Origin of the sequence: Leclercia sp. UBA5958 (assembly GCF_002430365.1) — a bacterium.
Lineage (GTDB): Bacteria > Pseudomonadota > Gammaproteobacteria > Enterobacterales > Enterobacteriaceae > Enterobacter > Enterobacter pneumoniae.
This window is the reverse complement of the sequence record NZ_DJCE01000007.1, coordinates 736,447-757,390: the sequence shown is the minus strand read 5'-3', so window position 1 is coordinate 757,390 and position 20,944 is coordinate 736,447. Positions and strand designations below refer to the sequence as shown.

Here is a 20,944-nt window from a genome sequence, read left to right as displayed (position 1 = left end):
GCTGCGCCCGTTGCGTCTTCATACTTCCCCCCCCTTCCGCCGATCGACGCTTTGCTCTGTTCAGGGGTTGAACCCCGCCTCACTACATGTATTATGTTATAACATAACATTTTTGAGGTCTGGCACGTGTCCGTTAAACATTTATTTTCCCTGGCTGCATCTGCATGGCTCCTGTTCACCGCCCAGGCTTTTGCGGCAGGCCCCTTCCCGCTGACGCTGGAGAATTGCGGCGTCAAACACACGTTTACTCACCCACCAGAACGCGTTGTGACCGTGGGGCAACATGAAACCGAGCTGCTGCTGGCACTGGGTCTGGAGAAGAAAATTGCCGCTACCTCGGTATGGTTTGGCCCCTTACCGGATACGCTTGCCCCCCAGGGCAAAGGGCTGAAAAAGCTGGCCGATAACGCCCCCTCCTTTGAGGCGGTGGTCGCCCAGAAACCCGAGCTGGTACTGGCCCAGTATCACTGGCATATCGGACCCCAGGGCGAAGTGGGCACCCGCGACCAGTTCGCCGCGCTCGGGATCAACACCTGGATCTCCCCTGCGGATTGCATTGGCAAGCGCGTCACCGACAGCTCGAACGGGGATGGCGCGCGCAGCACCCCCTTCTCCATTGCGGAAATTGAACGCGAAGTCCGCGAACTGGCTATGCTGTTTGCCGTCCCCCAGCAGGGCGACAGCCTGATCAAGGCGTTGACGCAACGCATCGAAAAGGCGCAAAAAGAGGCCGCCAGCCAGCGGAAAACACCGCTGAAGGTGCTGTTCTGGTTCTCCAGTAGCCGCCTGAACGGCGATCCCTGGGTTGCGGGCAATTTTGGCGCGCCGGGCTGGATCGGAAAGACCCTGGGGTTGAACAATGTTATCGACTCGCACGACGAATGGCCTGCCGTCACCTGGGAGCGTATTGCCCAAGCGCAGCCGGATATTATCGTCATAGCTGAGATGGCGCGGCGGCTCTATCCCGCCGATGACGTCGCGGTGAAAAAGGGCTTTTTACGCAGCGATCCGGTTACCCAACATATTCCTGCGGTCAAAAATAACCACATCATCGTGGTGCCGGCCATGTCGTTAAATCCGTCTCTGCGCAACGTGGATGCGGTCGAGCTGATCGGTCAACAGCTGGCCACCTTCCAGGCGCAGCCATGAGCACTCTGGCCATGCGTCTGCCCGTCTCACCTCCGCGCTGGCGATACCGCACGCTGTTGGCGGCAGGCGTGCTGGCGCTACCCTTGATGCTGGTGCTCGCCGCCACTCAGGGGGAGATGGCGGTCTCCTTTATCACGGCAGGCCAGGCCATTCTTAACGGGTTAGGGTTGACCGCCTTCGACCTTCCCCAGGTGGAGGCGGGTATTGTCTGGGAGTATCGCATGAGCCGGGCGCTGATGGCGGCCTGCAGCGGCGGCGGGCTGGCCCTGTGCGGGCTGGTCTTGCAGTCGATTCTACGCAACCCGCTGGCGGAGCCCTATCTGCTGGGCATCTCCGCCGGGGCGTCGCTGGGGGCAGTCTGCGTGATGTTGCTGGGCATCGGCGGTACCACGCTGGGCGTCAGCAGCGGTGCCTTTCTCGGCGCCTGCGGCGCTTTTGGGCTGATCATGGTCATTACGCGCGGCATGACCGACAGTCCGCCGCGCATTTTGCTGGCGGGCATTGCCGGTACCCAGCTGTTTAACGCGCTGACAGCCTATGTGGTAAGCACCTCGGCCAACGCCGAGCAGTCACGCAGCGTCATGTTCTGGCTGCTGGGGAGCCTGAGCGGGGTGCGCTGGCCCGATGCTGTACTGGCGCTGGCGGTTACGCTGGCGGGGTTGCTCATAATCGTGGCTTTCTCCCGGGCGCTGGATACCTTTACTTTCGGCGATGAAGTCTCTACCACCCTTGGGGTCCCGGTCACCTGGGTACGCGTGGTGTTATTGCTAACCTGCGCGCTGATCACCGCCGTGATGGTCAGCACCATCGGCGCCGTGGGCTTTGTCGGCCTCGTGATCCCACATATCTCGCGCATGGTGAGCGGCCCGGGCCATCAGCGATCCATTCCTTTAACCTTTCTTATTGGCAGCCATTTTATGATCCTCGCGGATATGGTTTCCCGCACGTTGATCGCCCACCAGGTGCTGCCGATCGGCGTGGTCACCGCGCTGGTGGGGGCCCCCGCGTTTGTCCTGATACTGTGGCGCAGCCGGGAGAGAAAAAGATGAATATCTCAGCGAAGGGACTGCAGGTGCAGTTGCAATCAAAAACCGTACTCCATGGTATCGATCTGGAGGTGAGCGCCGGGCAGCGTGTTGGCCTGCTGGGGCCAAACGGTTCGGGGAAGTCGACCCTGCTCCGCTGTCTGGCCGGGCTGCTGCCCGCCGGTGCGCAGCAGGTACGCCTGAATGGGATTGCCCTTGATGCCCTCCCCCTCAGGCAGCGTGCCCGTCAGATGGCGTTTGTTACGCAGCATGCCGAGGTGGATGGGGATCTCAGCGTCGGGCAGATTGTCGCCCTGGGACGTACCCCACATCGCCGGCTGTTACAGGGCTGGCACGCCGAAGATGAGCAGGCTGTGGCAGAGGCGCTGCGCCTGATGCAGCTCACCTTGCTGCGCGATCGGCAGTGGCGTCACCTGTCCGGTGGCGAGCGCCAGCGCTGCCAAATCGCCCGCGCCCTGGCTCAGCAACCGCAGGTACTGCTGCTGGATGAGCCGACAAACCATCTCGACATTCAGCATCAGCTGGAGCTAATGCGCCTGATTGCCAGCCTGCCGCTGACGGTGGTCGTCGCGCTGCATGACCTCAACCTGGCGGCCCGATTCTGCCAGCGGCTGGTGCTGCTTAAAGGCGGGCGGATCGTGGCAAGCGGCGAGCCCGCAACGGTATTCACCCCGGAGCAAATTGAACAGACCTGGCGGGTAAAATCCCGCGTACGGCAAGAAGAGGGCGTCACCGTTATCCGCTATCTCATGGACTAGCCTGCCTGCGCCAGCCTCCCGACTAACGAATTAGGAATAATCCTGCCTACAGCAGGGACTATGCTTGAAGCTTAAAAAAGCGTTTCAGGAATAACTTTTCTCATTTGATACCGGAGGCCTGGCATGAGCAACCATGGCAATACCCCTGACGAAGGCGAGCAGGATTTTAGCCTGACGCGTCGTACCCTATTGAAAGTCAGCGCGGGCACCGCCGCCACCGCCGCCGTTGCGCCGGGTATGGCGTTTGGTGACGAGCGCCCTGCGGCCACGCCCCCCGCTGAACGTCTTCCCCTCTCTTTTACGGTTAACGGGGAACCGCGAACCCTGGAGGTCGATACCCGTACCACCTTACTGGATGCCCTGCGTGAGAATCTGCAACTGACCGGCAGCAAAAAGGGGTGCGACCACGGACAGTGTGGCGCCTGCACCGTGATGGTGGATGGCCGCCGTCTGAATGCCTGCCTGACGCTGGCGGTGATGCACCAGGATGCCGATATCACCACCATTGAAGGGCTGGGTACCCCTGAGGCGCTGCACCCCATGCAGGCCGCCTTTATTAAACACGACGGCTACCAGTGCGGTTACTGCACCCCGGGGCAGATCTGCTCTTCAGTCGCCGTTTTAAAAGAGATCGAAGCCGGGATCCCGAGCCACGTGACCCTCGATCTGGTCTCGCCGCCGGAAATGACCCCTGACGAACTGCGCGAGCGCATGAGTGGCAATATCTGCCGCTGCGGTGCCTATTCCAACATTCTTGCCGCCATCGAAGAGGCCGCCGGGGAGCTGAAATCATGAGAGCCTTTACCTATGAGCGCGTAAAGACCCCGGCCGAGGCTGCACAGAGCGCCCAACGCCACGAGGGGGCAAAATTCATTGCCGGCGGGACCAATCTGCTGGATTTGATGAAGCTGGAGATCGAAACCCCCGTCCACCTGATCGACATTAACCATCTCGGACTGGATAGCATTGAAGCCACCGACGACGGCGGTCTGCGTATCGGGGCGCTGGTGCGTAATACCGATCTGGCCGCCGATGCCCGGGTGCGCAAAGATTACGCGGTCTTGTCGCGGGCGTTGCTTGCCGGGGCCTCCGGCCAGCTACGTAATCAGGCCACCACCGCCGGTAATCTGCTGCAGCGAACCCGCTGCCCCTATTTTTATGATACCAACCAACCCTGTAATAAGCGCCTGCCCGGCAGCGGCTGCGCGGCGCGCGAGGGCTATAGCCGCCAGCTGGCGGTGGTGGGCGCAAGTGACGCCTGCATCGCCACGCATCCCAGCGATATGGCGGTCGCCATGCGCGTACTGGACGCCAAAGTCGAAACGGTCGATCCGGACGGCAAGACACGGACCTTTCCCGTCGATGAACTGTGGCGCGCCCCGGGCACCACGCCACATCTGGAAACCGTCCTGACGCCGGGAGAGATGATCGTTGCCGTCACGCTGCCTCCGCCACCAGGGGGAACGCATATCTACCGCAAAGTGCGCGATCGCGCCTCCTATGCCTTTGCGCTGGTGTCGGTGGCGGCCATCGTTCAGCCTGACGGCACGGGCCGCGTGGCCCTGGGCGGCGTAGCCCATAAGCCGTGGCGGCTGGATGAAGCAGATGCCCGCCTTCCGGACGGGGCGCAGGCGGTGTATGACAGGCTGTTTGCGGATGCCCATCCCACGCCTGAAAACGCCTTTAAACTCACCCTGGCGAAGCGCACGCTCGCCTCCGTGTTGTCTGAAGCGAGGGCTCACGCATGAAATTCGACAAACCCGCCACCACTAACCCTATCGACACGCTTCGGGTTGTCGGCCAACCCCATACGCGTATCGACGGCCCCCGTAAAACCACGGGCAGCGCGCACTATGCGTACGAATGGCATGATATCGCCCCCAATGCTGCTTACGGCCACGTCGTCGGCGCCCCCATCGCCAAAGGGCGCATTAGCGCCATTGACACAAAGGCGGCGGAAGCGGCCCCCGGCGTGCTGGCAGTGATTACCGCCGATAACGCCGGACCGCTTGGCAAGGGAGAGAAAAATACCGCCACCCTGTTAGGCGGCCCTGAAATCGAGCACTACCATCAGGCGGTTGCGCTGGTGGTGGCAGAGACCTTCGAGCAGGCCCGTGCGGCCGCAGCGCTGGTCAAGGTGACCTGTAAACGAGCGCAGGGCGCCTACGATCTGGCGGCGGAAAAAGCTTCCGTCACCGAGCCGCCGGAGGATACCCCCGACAAAAACGTCGGGGACGTGACTGCCGCCTTTGCTTCGGCGGCGGTGAAGCTCGATGCGATCTACACCACTCCGGACCAGAGCCATATGGCGATGGAGCCCCATGCCTCTATGGCCGTCTGGGAGGGCGACAACGTTACGGTCTGGACCTCAAACCAGATGATTGACTGGTGCCGTACCGATCTGGCCCTGACCCTGAAGATCCCGCCGGAGAACGTGCGCATCGTTTCGCCGTATATTGGCGGCGGCTTCGGCGGCAAACTCTTTTTACGCAGCGATGCCCTGCTGGCGGCGCTGGGGGCGCGGGCGGTGAAGCGCCCGGTCAAGGTGATGCTGCCGAGGCCGACGGTCCCCAATAACACGACCCATCGTCCGGCCACCCTCCAGCACATCCGTATCGGTACCGACACCGAAGGAAAGATTGTCGCCATCGCGCATGATAGCTGGTCGGGCAATCTTCCCGGCGGCACGCCGGAAACGGCAGTCCAGCAAACCGAGCTGCTTTACGCTGGCGCAAACCGCCATACTGGCCTGCGGCTGGCCACGCTTGATCTGCCTGAGGGCAATGCCATGCGCGCGCCGGGCGAGGCCCCCGGCCTGATGGCTCTTGAGATCGCTATCGACGAAATTGCCGACAAGGCGGGCGTGGATCCGGTTGCGTTTCGTATTCTGAATGATACCCAGGTCGACCCGGCTAACCCCGAGCGCCGCTTCTCTCGTCGCCAGCTTGTCGAATGCTTGCAGACGGGGGCGGAACGCTTTGGCTGGCAGAAACGGCACGCGCAGCCCGGCCAGGTGCGCGATGGGCGCTGGCTGGTAGGTATGGGAATGGCGGCAGGCTTTCGTAACAACCTGGTGGCAACATCCGGCGCGCGGGTCCATCTCAACGCTGATGGCAGCGTGACGGTCGAGACGGACATGACCGATATCGGTACCGGGAGCTATACCATCATTGCGCAGACCGCCGCCGAAATGCTGGGCCTGCCGCTGGAGAAGGTCGACGTACGGCTGGGTGACTCACGCTTCCCGGTCTCTGCCGGATCGGGCGGCCAGTGGGGGGCGAATACCTCTACCGCAGGCGTGTACGCCGCCTGCGTGAAGCTGCGGGAAGCCATTGCCGAGCAGCTGGGTTTCGACCCGGCAACAGCTGAATTTGCCGACGAGACGATATCCGCTCAGGGGCGCAGCGCGCCGCTGGCTGAGGCGGCAAAATCGGGTGTGCTGACCGCCGAGGACAGCATCGAGTTTGGCGACCTGGATAAGGAGTATCAGCAGTCCACCTTTGCCGGACACTTCGTCGAGGTGGGTGTGGACAGCGCTACCGGTGAAGTGCGGGTGCGCCGGATGCTGGCCGTTTGCGCCGCCGGGCGGATCCTCAATCCAATCACCGCGCGCAGCCAGGTGATCGGGGCGATGACCATGGGGCTGGGCGCGGCGCTGATGGAGGAGCTGGCGGTAGATACGCGGCTGGGTTACTTCGTCAACCATGATATGGCGGCCTACGAAGTGCCGGTTCACGCCGATATTCCGGAGCAGGAGGTCATTTTCCTTGAGGATACCGATCCCATCTCCTCCCCCATGAAGGCCAAAGGGGTCGGCGAGCTTGGGCTGTGCGGGGTGAGCGCGGCGATTGCCAACGCTATCTACAACGCCACCGGCGTGCGGGTGCGTGATTACCCGATCACCCTCGATAAGCTTATCGATGCCCTGCCGGATGCGGTGTAAGGGAGGCATGATGCTCAATAACATTGCCTCCAACGCGCCGCTTCCCTCCCCTTCCCGCGCCTTTGTCACCGATGACAGCATCGCCGTGCTGCGCTTTGCCGTCGAGGCGCTCACCGCCGGAAAAGAGGCCGTGCTGGTGACCCTGACGGATATCGAGGGCGGCGCAGCCCGCGCGCTGGGGTCGCAGATGTGCGTGCGCGACGATGGCCACTATTGTGGCTTCGTTTCCGGCGGCTGCGTGGAGTCGGCTGTGGCCTTCGAGGCGCTGGATCTCCTGGCCAAAGGTCAGGATCGCCAGATACGGTATGGCAAAGGTTCGCCCTGGTTTGACATTGTCTTACCCTGCGGAGGCGGCATCACCCTCACCCTTCACCGGCTGCGTTCAGCTCGCCCGCTGCTGGCGGTCCTTAACAGCCTGGAAAGACGTACCCCGGCCGGTTTGCATTATTACCCCGCCACACAGCAACTCAGTGCGATAGAGGGCGTTGTCACGACGGGCTGGCGCAGCGGCGGGTTTGAACGCGGCTATCGGCCCCGCGTGCAGTTGGTCCTGCAGGGTCAGTCGGTCGAGGCGCAAGCGACCGCCGCGCTGGCCCAGGCGGCAGGCTATGAGGTAACCGGTTTTACGGACGCTTCAGACCCCCTTATCGATGCGGATACCGCCGTGGTGCTGCTCTGGCATGATCTCCACCGAGAGTTGCCAGTATTGCAGGCCGCTCTGCGCGCTCGCCCCTTTTATATCGGCGCGCTGGGCAGCCAGCGTACCCATTCGCAGCGCAGCGAAACCTTGCTCGCGCTGGGCTGGCATCAAGAGGATATCGCCAGGATTAAGGCCCCCATCGGCCTCTTTCCCCGGGCGCGGGATGCCAGCACGCTGGCCCTCTCCGTGCTGGCGGATATCGCCGCCACGCGGCAGGCCGGAGCGGCAAGTTAGTGGCCGCCCCGGTGGTGATTGTGCTGGCGGCCGGGCGCGGCGAACGCTTTCTGGCCTCCGGCGGGCTGAGCCATAAACTGGAGGCGAGGCTTAACGGGCAAAGGGTGCTGGACCATACCCTGGCCGCCGTTACGGCTTCGCGGCTTGAGTGGCATCTGGTGAGGCCCAAGGGAGGAACCGCCGGGATGGGCGAGTCAATTGCGCTGGGCGTGATGGCTACACCGGAGGCCTCCGGCTGGCTGATCTTGCCGGCCGATTTGCCCTTTATCCAACCCGACACGCTAAGGGCCGTTGCCCACGCCCTGACGCACACCTCTCTCGTCGTACCGCACTACTGTTATCAGCCCGGGCATCCGGTGGGCTTTGACCGTCGCTATTATGCCGCCTTGCGCGCGTTACGCGGCGAGGCTGGTGCGAGGTCTATTGTGCAGACTGCACGTCGTCAGGGGGCTGTGTCAGATCTAATGCTGGAGGATGAGGGAATTGTCAGGGATATCGATACCCTTGGTGATTTGCAGCGTGCTGGAGAAGCATAAAAGAAAAAACCCCGTGATATCGCTATCACGGGGTTCTTCGTATTTGGCGGAAGCGTAGAGATTCGAACTCTAGAACCCTTTCGGGTCGCCGGTTTTCAAGACCGGTGCCTTCAACCGCTCGGCCACGCTTCCAATGAGGCGCACTATAAACACCTCAGTACGCCCTGTAAAGCACCATTGTGTTCGTTTGCCTGAAAAACAGCCAAATCGCAGTCAATCGGTTGAAATAACAACGCACTGACCGTTTTATCAGCACAAAATCTCACGTTTTAAGCCTTAATGCTTTTTGATGTACATATCTTTGGTGTAGTAGTAGCCCAGCTTATCTGGCGTAAAACCGCCCACCCAGGGTTTCACTATGTGCGTACGCACATAGTGATAGACCGGAATAGCAGGAACATCGCGCGCCAGCAGATCTTCGGCCTGCTGATAAAACTTACCGCGCTCCGCCGGGGTTTTGGCCTTCGCGGCGTTAACCAGCGCCTGGTCATAGTCCGGGTTGCTGTACTGGCTGGTGTTCTGGCTGTCACCGGTGCGGTAGTTATTCAGGAAGGTGGCGGCATCGTCATAATCCGCAATCCAGGCGTAGCGCACCGCATCAAACGTATGGGTGTGCATGGTATCCAGCATGGTTTTCCACTCCTGATTTTGCAGCTTTGCTTCCACGCCGAGATTTTTCTTCCACATTGAGCTTGCAGCAATGGCGATGCGCTGGTGCGACTCAGAGGTGTTGTAAAGCAGGTTGAAGCTCAGCGGGTGGCTTTCGTTAAAGCCGGCTTCGTTAAGCAGCTTTTTCGCCTCCGCGATGCGTTTATCCATCGGCCAGCTGGCGTAGTCCGGGTTCTTCAGCGTGACGCCGCCGATATCTGGCTGGCTGATCAACCATGCCTGTCGCTGCCCTTGCCCCAACACTTTATCGGCGATGATCTCTTTATCGAGCGCCAAATTCAGCGCCTTACGCACGCGGACATCGTTAAATGGCGCGCGGGTGGTATTGAACTGGTAATAGTAAGTGGCAAGCTGCGGGGAGACGTCCAACTCGCTGCCCAGCGTTTTTTTCAACTGGGCAAACTGATTGATAGGCACCGTATAGACAATATCGATCTCTCCTGCCCGGTAGCGGTTAACGTCAGACGCTTCAGAGGTGATTGGCAGATAGGTCACTTTGTTAATCACGGTGTGGGCGTTATCCCAGTAACGCGGATTGCGCTCGGCAATGATGCGTTCGTTTACCACCCACTGCGACAGCTTGTAAGCCCCACTGGAGACGATGTGCTCGGGCTTGGTCCACTTCTCGCCAAAACGACTCACCAGGACTTTATCGATCGGCACCATAGACGGGTGCGCCAGCATCGCAAGGAAGGCCGCATTCGGCTGGGTGAGTGTTACTTCGAGCGTGGTGTCATTAATCGCCTTCACGCCCAGCTTATCCGTGGGCTGTTTGCCTTCGGCAATCTCGGCGGCATTCATGATATGCATACTGCCCGGATAGCTGGCGTAAGGAGAGACGGTTTTCGGATCGACCAGCCGCTGCCAGCTCCAGACCACATCCTGCGCGGTAATCGGTGTGCCGTCGCTCCAGGTAATGCCCGGACGCAGATGGAAGGTCCAGACGGTATTGTCTTTGTTTTCCCATTTTTCCGCCAGGCGCGGCTGAATCTCACCCTGCGGAGAGACACTCACCAACCCGTCGAATATATCGCTGATAATATTGAATTCGACATCGCTTTCGACTTTATGTGGGTCGAGCGAGGCCGGTTCATTGCCATTATTCCTGACCAGTTCCTGCTTCTCTGCAAGCTGCGTTCCTGCCGGCACGCTGGCCGCAAACGCCGTTGCGCTTGCGCACAGAATGCCTGCCGCCAGCAAAGAGAGTGTAAAGATAGTGCGTGGTTGTGGTTTCATTTCCTTCGCCTTATTGTCTGTTTTTTGACGATGCGGATTTAACTCTTAGCTGGGTAACTAAAATAAAGCAATGTATTTCAGAGACCTATAAGATCTTGATCTCGATAATGCGCTGAAACCATTTTTCCTTCTGCGGTAAAAGCCTTTTGGGAGAGATCATGCTGGGTAAAGCCCTGAAGAACTGAGTAAAGATGGGTAAAATCACTTTGTTACGGCTGCGTCGTTCTCTATTCTTGCCGTTAATTACATCTGTCATAAGAGAGTGACTCATGGATCGTATAATTACTTCTTCCCGCGACCGCGCGTCGCTGCTTAGCACCCATAAAGTGCTGCGCAATACCTATTTCATGCTGAGCCTGACGCTGGCGTTTTCGGCCCTCACCGCGACTGCCAGCACCGTACTGATGCTGCCTTCTCCAGGGCTGATTCTGACGCTGGTGGGCATGTATGGCCTGATGTTCCTGACTTATAAAACCGCAGATAAACCTGTTGGTATTTTATCTGCCTTCGCCTTTACCGGCTTCCTGGGGTATATCCTCGGGCCGATCCTGAATACTTACCTGTCAGCAGGTATGGGTGACGTGATTGGTATGGCGCTGGGCGGTACGGCCCTGGTCTTCTTCTGCTGCTCGGCCTATGTGCTGACCACCCGTAAAGACATGTCCTTCCTCGGCGGTATGCTGATGGCAGGTATTGTGATTGTGCTGGTGGGTATGGTAGCAAACATCTTCCTGCAGCTGCCGGCTCTACACCTGGCGATCAGCGCCGTGTTTATCCTGATCTCCTCTGGCGCTATTCTGTATGAAACCAGCAACATCATTCACGGCGGCGAGACTAACTACATCCGCGCCACCGTGAGCCTGTATGTGTCGCTGTACAACATCTTCGTCAGCCTGCTGAGTATCCTGGGCTTCGCCAGCCGCGATTAACCCCCTCACTGTGCTGTATCCCCGGGCCCCGCTTATGCGGGGCTCTGTTTTTTGCTACACTGCAGCGGTTTTTGACTGACGTGTGATGAACTATGTTGAGCTTTGACGGTAAAGAGATCGAGACCGATAACGACGGTTATTTGAAAGAGAGCAGCCAGTGGAGCGAAGCGCTGGCGGAAGTGATTGCCGAAAAAGAGGCCATCACTTTGTCGCCTGAACACTGGGAAGTGGTGCGTTTTGTGCATGATTTCTATCTGGAATTTAATACCTCCCCTGCGATTCGTATGCTGGTGAAGGCGATGGCTAAAAAGTTTGGCGAAGAGAAAGGCAACAGCCGCTATCTCTATCGTCTGTTCCCGAAAGGCCCGGCGAAACAGGCGACCAAGATCGCCGGCCTGCCTAAACCGGTTAAGTGTATTTAATAGCGAATACCAAAGTTGGTATATTCCCGGCCGGGTTGATGCGGTTCTGATAAGACCTTTTCAACCCGAGCACTGCGCGGCCCCCCTGCCTTCAGCCAGGCGATGAGCTTTTCCACCTGCGCTGCATCACCACAAGCCACAACCTCAACGCTGCCGTCATCCATGTTTCGCGCGTAGCCGGTCAACCCAAGCTGCGTCGCTTCTCGCTGGGTGCTGTAACGAAAGCCCACCCCCTGAACCGTGCCGTGGACCCATGCGATCGTGCAGATATTTGACATCATCGTTCTCCTTATCCTCGTGGCGCGTTGCATTTCCCCCCTGAACTCGGGAAAATGGCGGCCATTTCATTGAATCGACAGAATAGCCAATTATGAGTGTACGTTTAGTGTTAGCCAAAGGGCGCGAGAAGTCATTACTGCGTCGTCATCCCTGGGTCTTTTCCGGGGCCGTTGCCCGAATGGAAGGAAAAGCCAGCCTCGGTGAAACCATCGATATCGTTGACCATCAGGGGAAATGGTTAGCCCGCGGCGCATACTCGCCCGCGTCACAGATCCGTGCGCGCGTCTGGACCTTTGATCCTCAGGAAACTGTCGATATCGCCTTCTTTACCCGCCGCTTGCAGCAGGCGCAGCAGTGGCGAGACTGGCTGGCACAGCGTGACGGGTTAGACAGCTATCGTCTGATTGCCGGGGAGTCCGACGGCATGCCGGGCGTGACGATTGACCGCTTTGACAACTTCCTGGTTCTGCAGCTGCTGAGCGCGGGGGCGGAGTATCAACGCGCGGCGTTGATCAGCGCCCTGCAAGGCCTCTATCCGGAATGCGCGATTTATGACCGCAGCGACGTGGCGGTGCGCAAAAAAGAGGGCATGGAGTTGACCCAGGGCCCGGTCACCGGCGAACTGCCACCTGCGCTGCTGCCGATTCAAGAGCACGGCATGAAGCTGCTGGTGGACATCCAGGGCGGACATAAAACCGGCTATTACCTCGATCAGCGTGACAGTCGTCTGGCGACCCGCCAGTACGTAAAAGACAAACGCGTCCTTAACTGCTTCTCTTACACGGGCGGCTTTGCGGTTTCTGCGCTGATGGGCGGCTGTGCCAGCGTGGTGAGCGTGGATACCTCTCAGGAGGCTTTGGACGTGGCGAAACAAAACGTTGAACTCAACAAGCTGGATCTGAGTAAAGCTGAGTTTGTGCGCGATGATGTGTTTAAGCTGCTGCGTAAATATCGCGATCAGGGCGAGAAATTCGACGTTATCGTGATGGATCCACCGAAATTTGTGGAAAACAAAAATCAGCTGATGGGTGCCTGCCGCGGTTATAAAGACATCAATATGCTGGCGATACAACTGCTTAACCCAGGCGGCGTACTCCTGACCTTCTCCTGCTCTGGCCTGATGACAAACGAATTATTCCAGAAAATTGTGGCCGATGCCGCTGTAGATGCTGGTCGTGATGTACAATTTATAGAGCAGTTCCGTCAGGCGGCCGATCACCCGGTGATTGCAACCTATCCTGAAGGGCTTTATCTGAAAGGATTTGCCTGTCGCGTCATGTAACTTGAAAAGTGGAATGTTGCCCACACTTATAGTGTAAGTAACGTTTCCCGGGAGGTGACTATGATTGCCAGCAAATTCGGTATCGGCCAGCAGGTCCGCCACTCTCTGTTAGGGTATCTGGGCGTGGTTGTTGATATCGACCCGGAATACTCACTCGATGAACCGTCAGCCGATGAGCTGGCGGTTAATGCAGATCTCCGCGCCGCACCCTGGTACCACGTGGTAATGGAAGATGACGATGGCCAGCCGGTGCATACCTATCTTGCCGAAGCCCAGTTGAGTGGCGAAGCACAGGATGAACACCCTGAACAGCCGACCCTGGACGAACTGGCGCAGACCATCCGTAAACAGTTGCAGGCGCCACGTTTACGGAACTAAAAAAAAACCGGTAGCCCTGGCTACCGGGTTTTTTATTATTTTGCCATTCCCAGACGGGGTATTTCGATAGCCGGGCAACGATCCATGACCACGTTCAGCCCCGCCTCACGCGCCAGCACGGCCGCCTGTTCGTTAATGACGCCCAACTGCAGCCACAATGTTTTCGCCCCCACGGCAATAGCCTCCTGCGCAACGCCCCAGGCCGCTTCTGAATTGCGGAACACATCGACCATATCGATTTTTTCTGGCACTTCTGCCAGGGTCCCGTAACCTTGCTGGCCTAATAGCGTTTTACCGGCCACTTTGGGGGAGACAGGGATCACGTGGTAACCCTGATCGAGCAGATACTTCATGACCCGATAGCTTGGACGCTCGGGCTTATCGCTTGCCCCCACCAGCGCAATGGTGCGGGTCGATGTCAAAATGTTAACGATATCGTTCTCTTTCATCTTTTCCTCCTGGCTTATTGTGAGTGTAAGTCAAAGCTGAGCAGGCAACCATCTAACCCATACGTTCGTATGAGGGCAAACGGCGCAATTATGTCTATATGTTAGTAAACATGATCACCGAAAAATTTAGATACATTATTCCGCGATGTATCGGATACCCAGGAGCCTGTTATGAAAACCGGCATTGCCACACTGATGATGGTATTGATGATGCCGGTTTGCGCTTCCGCTACCACGCTGAGACTCTCCACCGATATCGATCTGCTGGTGCTGGATGGTAAAAGGGTCTCCAGCTCGCTGTTGCGTGGCGCAGATAGCATTGAGCTGGATAACGGCCCCCATCAGATCGTTTTTCGGGTTGAAAAAACCATTCGCCTCGCCAGCCATGAGCAGCGGATCTATATCTCCCCACCGCTAGTTGCCAGCTTCAACACGCAGCGCATCAGCCAGGTCAACTTTAGTTTGCCGCGTCTGGAGACGGAAAAAGAGTCTCAGTCATTTGATAACGCGCCGCGCATTGAGCTGCTGGACGGAGATGCGATGCCGATTCCGGTCAAACTGGATATCCTCGCCATCACCACCACCTCAAAAGGGATCAATTACGAAAGCGATACCGAGCGGTATAACAGCGCCGGGCTGACGGCCTCGCTGCCACAGTTTGCTATCAGGATGGCCGACGACAGTACGCTGCTGTCGGGCGTGTCTGAACTGGATATGCCGCCCCCTCAATCGCAAACTTTGACCGAACAGCGGTTAAAATACTGGTTTGCGCAGGCGGATACGGAGACCCGCAACCGTTTCATGCAGTGGGCGAAGCAACAACCCCCCTCCTGAGCCGCAATTTTTTGCCCTTTCTCTTGCAGCGTCAGATGCTTCCAGTAATCTGTAGCCATTTACATTGATGGAAACCGATAATGGAACTGACTACCCGCTCACTCCCGGAACGTAAACACATTGCGCTGGTCGCCCACGATCACTGCAAACAGATGCTGCTCAACTGGGTGCAGCGCCATAAACCCCTGCTGCAACACCATGCGCTCTCCGCGACCGGGACCACCGGCAATCTGATTAACCGTGAAACAGGTCTTGACGTGAATGCCCTGCTTAGCGGGCCGATGGGCGGCGATCAGCAGGTAGGGGCGCTGATCTCGGAAGGCAAGATTGATGTACTGATCTTTTTCTGGGACCCGCTTAACGCCGTTCCACACGATCCGGACGTGAAAGCGCTGCTGCGTCTGGCCACGGTGTGGAATATCCCTGTTGCCACAAACCTGTCGACGGCTGACTTTATTATCGAGTCACCGCAGTTTAATCGTCAGGTTGATATTCTGATTCCAGATTATCAGCGTTACCTCGCAGAGCGTCTCAAGTAAGCTCTTTGCCGGGTGGCCCCCACCCGGCACGATCTCAAGGTTTTCTGGCTACTGGCACATCCAGGTCACGCAATACCGCCACAAAAGACGACGGCTGCGCTTTATTAAAGAGTAACCACACGCGATGCCGGGCGCGGGTTATCGCCACATACAATAGTCGCCGCTCTTCGGCATCGGGGAAATCTTCCGGAACGGGCAGCAGCGCTTGCTCCATGACCGACTCCCTGGCAGGGGCCGGGAATGCGTCACTTCCCTCCTGCAATCCCAGCACAATGACGTAATCCGCCTGTTGCCCCTTACTGGCGTGGATAGTCATAAAGTCGAGCTGTAATTTCGGCCAGCGGGTCGCGGCCTTTTCCAGCGTGGCAGGCTTCAGATGATGGTAGCGCGCCAGCAGCAGAATCCGCTCCTCCGGTTTGGCATAACCACTGAGCTTATCCAGCAGCGCGTCGAGCTGATCGTCAGCCAGCAGGGTGACCGCTTTTTTATCCCCCGCGGCAAGGCTGTTTAACGGCTTCGCCAGCTGATGCGGATTTTGCTGTATAAAGCGGTTGGCGATCTCACCGATTCGGTTGTTGAAGCGATAGGTGGTGTCCAGATCGCACCGATCCCCCTCACCAAAATAGTGGTGGAAGGCAGTAGTAAGCGACAACTGCGCGCCGCTAAAGCGGTAGATAGCCTGCCAGTCATCGCCGACCGCAAAGAGCGAGGTATGTTTGTTTTGCCCCCGCAGCGCCGCCAGCAACGCCGCGCGCTGAGGCGAGATATCCTGAAACTCGTCCACAAGAATATGTTTCCAGGGACTCACAAAGCGTCCTTTCTCCAGAATGAGAATCGCCTGATGAATAAGCCCCGAGAAGTCCACGGCATTCTCCTCTTTCAGGGCCGTTTTCCAGGCTTTTAACAGAGGCGCCATTAGCTTCACCCGCTTCGAGAAGAGATCGCGGATCTCCTCCGGCGCACCGGCAATCATCTCGCTCTGCGCGCCGCCGTGCATACGCATCAGGCTCACCCAGCGGTCCAGGCGCGGCGCCAGACGGCGAGCCAGCTTCTCGTTCTGCCAGAAACTCCCTTCCGGGACGGTCCAGTTAAGCTCCTCTTCAAGCCACTGCCGCCAGCCTTTTGCCTGCGCTTTTTTCTCGCTGCACTGCTGTTGCCAGGCCTTGATGAACAGAGCCTGTCGGGCGGGGGTGTCGTTTTCAAGCTTACTGACGACCGGCACTTTTTTACTGCCCTGCTGAATAATATGCAGCGCCAGCGCGTGGAAAGTTCTGGCGGTGATCTCCTGCGTATGCAGACGCGCTTCGATCCGTTCATCCATCTCCTGCGCGGCTTTACGACCAAAAGCCAGCAGCAGGATCTGATCTGCTGTCGCTTCGCCGCGGGTGAGCAACCACCCGGCACGCGCCACCAGTACTGACGTTTTACCGCTACCCGCACCGGCCAGCACTAATAGCGAGTGTTCGCCGTTGACCACTGCGCGCGCCTGCGCCGGGTTGAGGGGCGAAGATTCTATTCCGGCAAAAAAATCGGCGTAGCGCGTCAGCATGGTATCCGTCCACGCCTGGTTATGCAGCAGACGGCTCTGGTCAATATCTTTCAGCCACGCCTGACACTGCCGCCACGCGTCACGGCAGTTATCAAACTCCTCCAGCCGTGAGGCGGGTAATGGCAGCGCCGTCAGCGCCTGGGTGATTTTTTGCTGCAGGCCAAGGGTCTTGTCGCGGGTTAACCAGCTGTTCTGCTCATTGCTCTCTGCGATATCCGCCAGCACTTGCTGTAAGACCTGTGCCGCGATGTCGCTCATCTCAGCACTCCACGTTTGCCACAGTGCATTCAGATGATGATGAAAACGTTGGGTTTCAGCCCACTCGGTACCATGAAGGCGCACCACTTTATCCGCCGGCAGCACGAACTCCAGCTCACCCCAGACCAGACCGCGCTTACAGTGGATAGCCAACAGTTGGTTAAAGGGGATGAGATATTCATGCTTCTCGCCTGAAACCTTAACGCCTGCGTTGAGCAGGACAACCCTGTCATAGGGATGTTGTGCCAGGCGCTTGCCTAACGAAGTTGCTTTCAGTTCCATGTCCAGCCTGATCCACGGGGTGATAGTTGCCTGATAGTGTAACTGCCAGTTTTAAGGTGCTCCAGCGCAAAAAAACGTTACAATCATCAGGCTGTGAACAAACCGGAAGGAATTGAGGGATTATGCGTACCGTTTTGAATATTTTGAATTTTGTGTTGGGTGGTTTTGCCACCACCCTCTCCTGGCTGCTGGCAACCCTGGTGAGTATCGTCCTGATTTTCACCCTGCCGCTAACGCGATCATGCTGGGAAATCACTCGTCTGTCGCTTTTCCCTTATGGTAACGAAGCCGTTCACGTCGATGAGCTAAACCCGGACGGGAAGAGCGCAATCATGAACACCGGCGGTACGCTGCTTAATATTCTCTGGCTGATCTTTTTCGGTTGGTGGCTGTGCCTGATGCACATTGCGGCGGGCATTGCTCAGTGTATTTCTATTATTGGTATCCCGGTTGGTATCGCCAATTTTAAGATTGCCGCTATCGCCCTGTGGCCGGTCGGACGTAGAGTGGTCCCGGTGGAGGTCGCCCGTGCCGCCCGTGAAAATAGCGCCCGTCGTCGATTTCAGTCATAAGGATTACCTGCGCGCATGCTCAGCCCACTGCTACGTCGCTATACATGGAACAGCGCCTGGCTTTATAACGTCAGGATCTTCATCGCCCTTTGCGGCAGCACCGCCCTGCCCTGGTGGCTGGGCGAGGTAAAGCTGACCATCCCCCTGACGCTGGGGGTGGTTGCTGGCGCCCTGGCCGATCTTGACGATCGCCTCGCCGGACGACTGCGTAACCTGGTTATTACCTTAATCTGCTTTTTTATCGCCTCGGCCTCCGTGGAGCTGCTCTTCCCCTGGCCCTGGCTCTTTGCAATAGGACTACTGCTCTCGACAAGCTGCTTTATCTTGCTGGGTGGCCTGGGCCAGCGCTATGCCACTATCGCGTTCGGCGCGTTGCTGATAGCCATTTACACCATGCTGGGCGTATCGCTTTACGACCAGTGGTATCAACAGCCGGTGCTGCTGCTCATTGGCGCTATCTGGTATAACCTGTTAACCCTTGCGGGTCATCTGATCTTCCCCATTCGCCCGCTGCAGGACAACCTGGCGCGCAGCTATGAACAGCTGGCCCACTATCTGGAACTTAAATCACGGCTTTTCGATCCGGACATTGAAGATGAAAGCCAGGCTCCGCTTTACGATGTGGCGCTGGCGAATGGCCAACTGGTGACAACGCTAAACCAGACGAAAGCCTCGCTCCTTACCCGTTTGCGCGGCGACCGCGGTCAGCGTGGCACCCGCCGTACCCTGCATTACTATTTCGTGGCGCAGGATATTCATGAGCGCGCCAGTTCCTCTCATGTTCAATACTCGGCCCTGCGCGAGAAATTTCGTTATAGCGATGTCATGTTCCGTTTTCAGCGTCTGCTGTCGATGCAGTCGCAGGCCTGTCAGCAGCTCTCTCGCTCTATTTTATTGCGCACGCCTTACCAGCATGATCCCCGTTTCGAGCGAGCCTTTAGCCATCTGGATGCGGCCCTCGACCGCGTACAGGCCAGCGGTACCTCGGCCGAGCAGATGAAAGCCCTCGGTTTCCTGCTTAATAACCTGCGGGCGATTGATGCCCAGCTCGCCTCCATCGAATCCGAACAGGCCCTGGCGCAGCCCGGCAATGAGGCGGAAAACCAGCTGGCAGACGACAGTATGCATGGTTTCAGTGATATCTGGCTGCGCCTAAGCCGCCACTTCTCGCCTGAATCGGCGCTGTTCCGTCATGCCGTGCGGATGTCGGTGGTGTTATGTGTGGGTTATGCCTTTATCCAGATTACCGGGATGCATCATGGTTACTGGATCCTGTTGACCAGCCTGTTTGTTTGCCAGCCTAACTACAATGCCACCCGACACCGTTTGGCGCTGCGTATTCTTGGCACCCTCGCCGGGGTGGCGCTGGGCCTGCCGATCCTCTATTTCGTCCCCTCAGTGGAAGGACAGCTGATTCTGATTGTTATTACCGGGGTGTTGTTCTTTGCCTTCCGTAATGTGCAATACGCGCATGCCACCATGTTTATAACCTTGCTGGTTTTGCTCTGCTTTAATCTCCTTGGTGAAGGGTTCGAAGTGGCATTACCAAGAGTGATCGATACCCTGATAGGCTGCGCTATCGCCTGGGCAGCAGTGAGTTTTATCTGGCCCGACTGGCGGTTTCGCAACTTACCGCGGGTACTGGCTCAGGCGGTCAATGCCAACTGTCGTTACCTGGACGCGATCCTCGAACAGTACCACCAGGGGCGCGATAACCGCCTGGCTTATCGTATTGCCCGGCGGGATGCGCATAATCGCGATGCCGAACTGGCCTCGGTGGTTTCAAATATGACGCGGGAGCCACGCGCCACGGCGGAGATCCGCGAGGTGGCTTTCCGGCTGTTGTGCCTGAATCACACCTTCACCAGCTATATATCTGCACTGGGCGCGCACCGTGAGCGGCTCACGAACCCAGCGATACTGGATCTGCTGGATGATGCTGTCTGCTATGTGGATGATGCACTGCATCAGCGCCCGGCGGATGAGCCGCGGGTAGAGCAAGCATTAAATGAACTGGCGCAACGTATATCGCATCTTGAACCTGGCACGGAGAGCAAAGCGCCACTGGTTCTACAACAGATCGGTCTGCTTATTGCGTTGCTGCCAGAAATTTGTCGACTACAACAACAGGTTGCTCACTTGCCAGAGTAGCGTTATTGCGCTGGCAATGTTTTATACCACTCAATCAGCTCCCGGCGTCGTATTGCCGGGAGAGCCGCTTCATGTAGCCCCTGGATCGCCCCTTCCAGTGCAAACAGCACTTTGTAACTAAGATGCTTATTCAACCGCTTGATCCTCAACCAGCATGCCTCAGCGCCGAGTGTGCGTAACGCCTCTTCGTTTGGAATTCCGGCTTCGCACAGAAGCAGTTCGAGTTGGAAGGTCAGGTTGGGGAGATCTTTCAGGCGGTCCTGTTTAAAGCGTTTACAGCGTTCCCGGCGGGCGGCTTCGAGCGCAAACGACGAGAGCCGTAGCAGTCGCTCTTGATCCTGCCAGAGGGTCTCATCCACCCGATAATAGTTTAGTAAGACGGGCCGCCCACGTTTTAACAGCGTTAAGAATGAGGCGCCCTGTTTGACGAAATAGGGAGCGCTTTCTTCGCAGGCCCGCAGGTACAACTCGCCTGCTGAAACCATGGCGAACACAGTATTGTCTACGGCCAGTGCGTACCCGCCAAACAACGCGCGATGCTCTACTTCTCCCAATGAGGACAGGTATTTTTCAGATTGATAGATCCGTTCATAGGATATCTTTTTCATAATAATTCCTTTTAAATCATGAAGTAAAAAATGAAATTTTTATTAACGGATCCGTTAGTCAAAAAATAGGTAAGTTGCGGGCGATGGGCAAGATGATTTTGAAAGAGGCAGCAACAACGAGTGAATTTTGCGAGACGCTTT

21 protein-coding genes and 1 tRNA gene are annotated in these 20,944 nt (G+C 57.7%); 16 read left to right on the top strand and 6 right to left on the bottom strand.

Translation table 11 applies throughout. The annotated features are described in order from the left end of the window. Positions 1-126 precede the first annotated feature (126 nt). The 8 genes from B2Q93_RS12960 to B2Q93_RS12925 all read left to right on the top strand — a co-directional run bounded on the left by B2Q93_RS12960 (position 127) and on the right by B2Q93_RS12925 (position 8,366). Positions 127-1,149: an ABC transporter substrate-binding protein gene (locus tag B2Q93_RS12960; RefSeq protein ID WP_286933383.1), complete on the top strand. Its 1,023-nt coding sequence runs from the start codon at positions 127-129 to the stop codon at positions 1,147-1,149. After that, positions 1,146-2,198, top strand: coding sequence for a FecCD family ABC transporter permease (locus B2Q93_RS12955; RefSeq protein ID WP_286933382.1), 1,053 nt, complete (start codon positions 1,146-1,148; stop codon positions 2,196-2,198). The genes B2Q93_RS12960 and B2Q93_RS12955 overlap by 4 nt, the downstream gene beginning before the upstream one ends. Next, positions 2,195-2,953 carry an ABC transporter ATP-binding protein gene (locus B2Q93_RS12950; RefSeq protein ID WP_286777822.1) on the top strand — a complete coding sequence of 253 codons (759 nt, stop codon included), beginning with the start codon at positions 2,195-2,197 and terminating at the stop codon, positions 2,951-2,953. The genes B2Q93_RS12955 and B2Q93_RS12950 overlap by 4 nt, the downstream gene beginning before the upstream one ends. 123 nt (positions 2,954-3,076) lie before the next feature. After that, complete coding sequence (paoA, locus tag B2Q93_RS12945; protein ID WP_040076262.1) at positions 3,077-3,748, top strand: aldehyde dehydrogenase iron-sulfur subunit PaoA; 672 nt, start codon at positions 3,077-3,079, stop codon at positions 3,746-3,748. Further along, a complete protein-coding gene (locus B2Q93_RS12940) occupies positions 3,745-4,701 on the top strand; it encodes an FAD binding domain-containing protein (RefSeq protein ID WP_207293424.1) in 957 nt (318 codons plus the stop codon). The genes paoA and B2Q93_RS12940 overlap by 4 nt, the downstream gene beginning before the upstream one ends. Beyond that, on the top strand, positions 4,698-6,896 hold the full coding sequence (gene paoC / locus B2Q93_RS12935; RefSeq protein ID WP_286933378.1) for an aldehyde oxidoreductase molybdenum-binding subunit PaoC: 2,199 nt from the start codon (positions 4,698-4,700) through the stop codon (positions 6,894-6,896). Before B2Q93_RS12940 ends, paoC begins: the two co-directional genes overlap by 4 nt. Before the next feature lie 10 nt (positions 6,897-6,906). Continuing rightward, complete coding sequence (locus tag B2Q93_RS12930) at positions 6,907-7,830, top strand: XdhC family protein (protein ID WP_286933376.1); 924 nt, start codon at positions 6,907-6,909, stop codon at positions 7,828-7,830. Beyond that, positions 7,830-8,366 (top strand): nucleotidyltransferase family protein, encoded by a 537-nt coding sequence (locus tag B2Q93_RS12925; RefSeq protein WP_286807956.1) that lies wholly within the window; start codon positions 7,830-7,832, stop codon positions 8,364-8,366. The genes B2Q93_RS12930 and B2Q93_RS12925 overlap by 1 nt, the downstream gene beginning before the upstream one ends. A gap of 44 nt (positions 8,367-8,410) precedes the next feature. Here B2Q93_RS12925 and B2Q93_RS12920 read toward each other — a convergent pair. Further along, positions 8,411-8,498, bottom strand: a tRNA-Ser gene (locus B2Q93_RS12920). Positions 8,499-8,642: 144 nt separating this feature from the next. After that, a complete protein-coding gene (locus tag B2Q93_RS12915; RefSeq protein WP_286933375.1) occupies positions 8,643-10,271 on the bottom strand; it encodes an ABC transporter substrate-binding protein in 1,629 nt (542 codons plus the stop codon). A gap of 269 nt (positions 10,272-10,540) precedes the next feature. On the opposite strand from B2Q93_RS12915, the gene yccA reads away from it, so the two are divergent. Then, the gene (gene yccA / locus B2Q93_RS12910; protein ID WP_040076269.1) at positions 10,541-11,200 is read left to right on the top strand and encodes an FtsH protease modulator YccA; all 660 of its coding nucleotides are present in this window, start codon (positions 10,541-10,543) and stop codon (positions 11,198-11,200) included. A gap of 92 nt (positions 11,201-11,292) precedes the next feature. Then, positions 11,293-11,622 (top strand): sulfurtransferase TusE, encoded by a 330-nt coding sequence (tusE, locus tag B2Q93_RS12905; RefSeq protein WP_286933373.1) that lies wholly within the window; start codon positions 11,293-11,295, stop codon positions 11,620-11,622. Here the strand turns inward: tusE and yccX are convergent. Further along, positions 11,619-11,900 (bottom strand): acylphosphatase, encoded by a 282-nt coding sequence (gene yccX / locus B2Q93_RS12900; protein ID WP_172657829.1) that lies wholly within the window; start codon positions 11,898-11,900, stop codon positions 11,619-11,621. The genes tusE and yccX overlap by 4 nt on opposite strands. 92 nt (positions 11,901-11,992) lie before the next feature. Between yccX and rlmI the strand changes: the two genes are divergently transcribed. Next, the gene (gene rlmI, locus B2Q93_RS12895; protein WP_286933370.1) at positions 11,993-13,183 is read left to right on the top strand and encodes a 23S rRNA (cytosine(1962)-C(5))-methyltransferase RlmI; all 1,191 of its coding nucleotides are present in this window, start codon (positions 11,993-11,995) and stop codon (positions 13,181-13,183) included. 60 nt (positions 13,184-13,243) lie between these two features. Beyond that, a complete protein-coding gene (gene hspQ, locus B2Q93_RS12890; RefSeq protein ID WP_040076275.1) occupies positions 13,244-13,561 on the top strand; it encodes a heat shock protein HspQ in 318 nt (105 codons plus the stop codon). Positions 13,562-13,596: 35 nt separating this feature from the next. Here the strand turns inward: hspQ and B2Q93_RS12885 are convergent, their stop codons facing one another. Then, complete coding sequence (locus tag B2Q93_RS12885) at positions 13,597-14,010, bottom strand: CoA-binding protein (RefSeq protein WP_040076277.1); 414 nt, start codon at positions 14,008-14,010, stop codon at positions 13,597-13,599. A gap of 171 nt (positions 14,011-14,181) precedes the next feature. Here B2Q93_RS12885 and csgI point away from each other — a divergent pair, with 171 nt between their 5' ends. After that, positions 14,182-14,844, top strand: coding sequence for a curli synthesis inhibitor (csgI, locus tag B2Q93_RS12880; protein ID WP_040076278.1), 663 nt, complete (start codon positions 14,182-14,184; stop codon positions 14,842-14,844). Between the two features lie 80 nt (positions 14,845-14,924). Then, positions 14,925-15,383, top strand: a complete 459-nt coding sequence (gene mgsA / locus B2Q93_RS12875) for a methylglyoxal synthase (protein WP_040076279.1) — start codon at positions 14,925-14,927, stop codon at positions 15,381-15,383. 34 nt (positions 15,384-15,417) lie between these two features. Here mgsA and helD read toward each other — a convergent pair whose 3' ends face one another. After that, entirely contained in the window at positions 15,418-17,472 is a 2,055-nt protein-coding gene (gene helD, locus B2Q93_RS12870) for a DNA helicase IV (protein ID WP_286807951.1), read from the bottom strand. A gap of 122 nt (positions 17,473-17,594) precedes the next feature. On the opposite strand from helD, the gene B2Q93_RS12865 reads away from it, so the two are divergent. Further along, complete coding sequence (locus tag B2Q93_RS12865; RefSeq protein ID WP_040076281.1) at positions 17,595-18,044, top strand: YccF domain-containing protein; 450 nt, start codon at positions 17,595-17,597, stop codon at positions 18,042-18,044. Positions 18,045-18,059: 15 nt separating this feature from the next. Further along, positions 18,060-20,195: a YccS family putative transporter gene (gene yccS / locus B2Q93_RS12860; RefSeq protein ID WP_207293417.1), complete on the top strand. Its 2,136-nt coding sequence runs from the start codon at positions 18,060-18,062 to the stop codon at positions 20,193-20,195. Between the two features lie 2 nt (positions 20,196-20,197). On the opposite strand, the gene B2Q93_RS12855 is transcribed toward yccS, so the two are convergent. Further along, positions 20,198-20,803, bottom strand: a complete 606-nt coding sequence (locus B2Q93_RS12855; RefSeq protein ID WP_286933366.1) for a TfoX/Sxy family DNA transformation protein — start codon at positions 20,801-20,803, stop codon at positions 20,198-20,200. Positions 20,804-20,944 lie beyond the last annotated feature (141 nt).

What these genes read in the sequence shown, in the direction of transcription:
- B2Q93_RS12955 (WP_286933382.1), top strand. Translation starts at nt 1,146, where the DNA reads ATGAGCACTCTGGCCATGCGTCTGCCCGTCTCACCTCCGCGCTGGCGA.
- B2Q93_RS12950 (WP_286777822.1), top strand. Translation starts at nt 2,195, where the DNA reads ATGAATATCTCAGCGAAGGGACTGCAGGTGCAGTTGCAATCAAAAACC.
- paoA (WP_040076262.1), top strand. Translation starts at nt 3,077, where the DNA reads ATGAGCAACCATGGCAATACCCCTGACGAAGGCGAGCAGGATTTTAGC.
- B2Q93_RS12940 (WP_207293424.1), top strand. Translation starts at nt 3,745, where the DNA reads ATGAGAGCCTTTACCTATGAGCGCGTAAAGACCCCGGCCGAGGCTGCA.
- paoC (WP_286933378.1), top strand. Translation starts at nt 4,698, where the DNA reads ATGAAATTCGACAAACCCGCCACCACTAACCCTATCGACACGCTTCGG.
- B2Q93_RS12930 (WP_286933376.1), top strand. Translation starts at nt 6,907, where the DNA reads ATGCTCAATAACATTGCCTCCAACGCGCCGCTTCCCTCCCCTTCCCGC.
- B2Q93_RS12915 (WP_286933375.1), bottom strand. Translation starts at nt 10,271, where the DNA reads ATGAAACCACAACCACGCACTATCTTTACACTCTCTTTGCTGGCGGCA.
- yccA (WP_040076269.1), top strand. Translation starts at nt 10,541, where the DNA reads ATGGATCGTATAATTACTTCTTCCCGCGACCGCGCGTCGCTGCTTAGC.
- tusE (WP_286933373.1), top strand. Translation starts at nt 11,293, where the DNA reads ATGTTGAGCTTTGACGGTAAAGAGATCGAGACCGATAACGACGGTTAT.
- yccX (WP_172657829.1), bottom strand. Translation starts at nt 11,900, where the DNA reads ATGTCAAATATCTGCACGATCGCATGGGTCCACGGCACGGTTCAGGGG.
- rlmI (WP_286933370.1), top strand. Translation starts at nt 11,993, where the DNA reads ATGAGTGTACGTTTAGTGTTAGCCAAAGGGCGCGAGAAGTCATTACTG.
- hspQ (WP_040076275.1), top strand. Translation starts at nt 13,244, where the DNA reads ATGATTGCCAGCAAATTCGGTATCGGCCAGCAGGTCCGCCACTCTCTG.
- B2Q93_RS12885 (WP_040076277.1), bottom strand. Translation starts at nt 14,010, where the DNA reads ATGAAAGAGAACGATATCGTTAACATTTTGACATCGACCCGCACCATT.
- csgI (WP_040076278.1), top strand. Translation starts at nt 14,182, where the DNA reads ATGAAAACCGGCATTGCCACACTGATGATGGTATTGATGATGCCGGTT.
- mgsA (WP_040076279.1), top strand. Translation starts at nt 14,925, where the DNA reads ATGGAACTGACTACCCGCTCACTCCCGGAACGTAAACACATTGCGCTG.
- helD (WP_286807951.1), bottom strand. Translation starts at nt 17,472, where the DNA reads ATGGAACTGAAAGCAACTTCGTTAGGCAAGCGCCTGGCACAACATCCC.
- B2Q93_RS12865 (WP_040076281.1), top strand. Translation starts at nt 17,595, where the DNA reads ATGCGTACCGTTTTGAATATTTTGAATTTTGTGTTGGGTGGTTTTGCC.
- yccS (WP_207293417.1), top strand. Translation starts at nt 18,060, where the DNA reads ATGCTCAGCCCACTGCTACGTCGCTATACATGGAACAGCGCCTGGCTT.
- B2Q93_RS12855 (WP_286933366.1), bottom strand. Translation starts at nt 20,803, where the DNA reads ATGAAAAAGATATCCTATGAACGGATCTATCAATCTGAAAAATACCTG.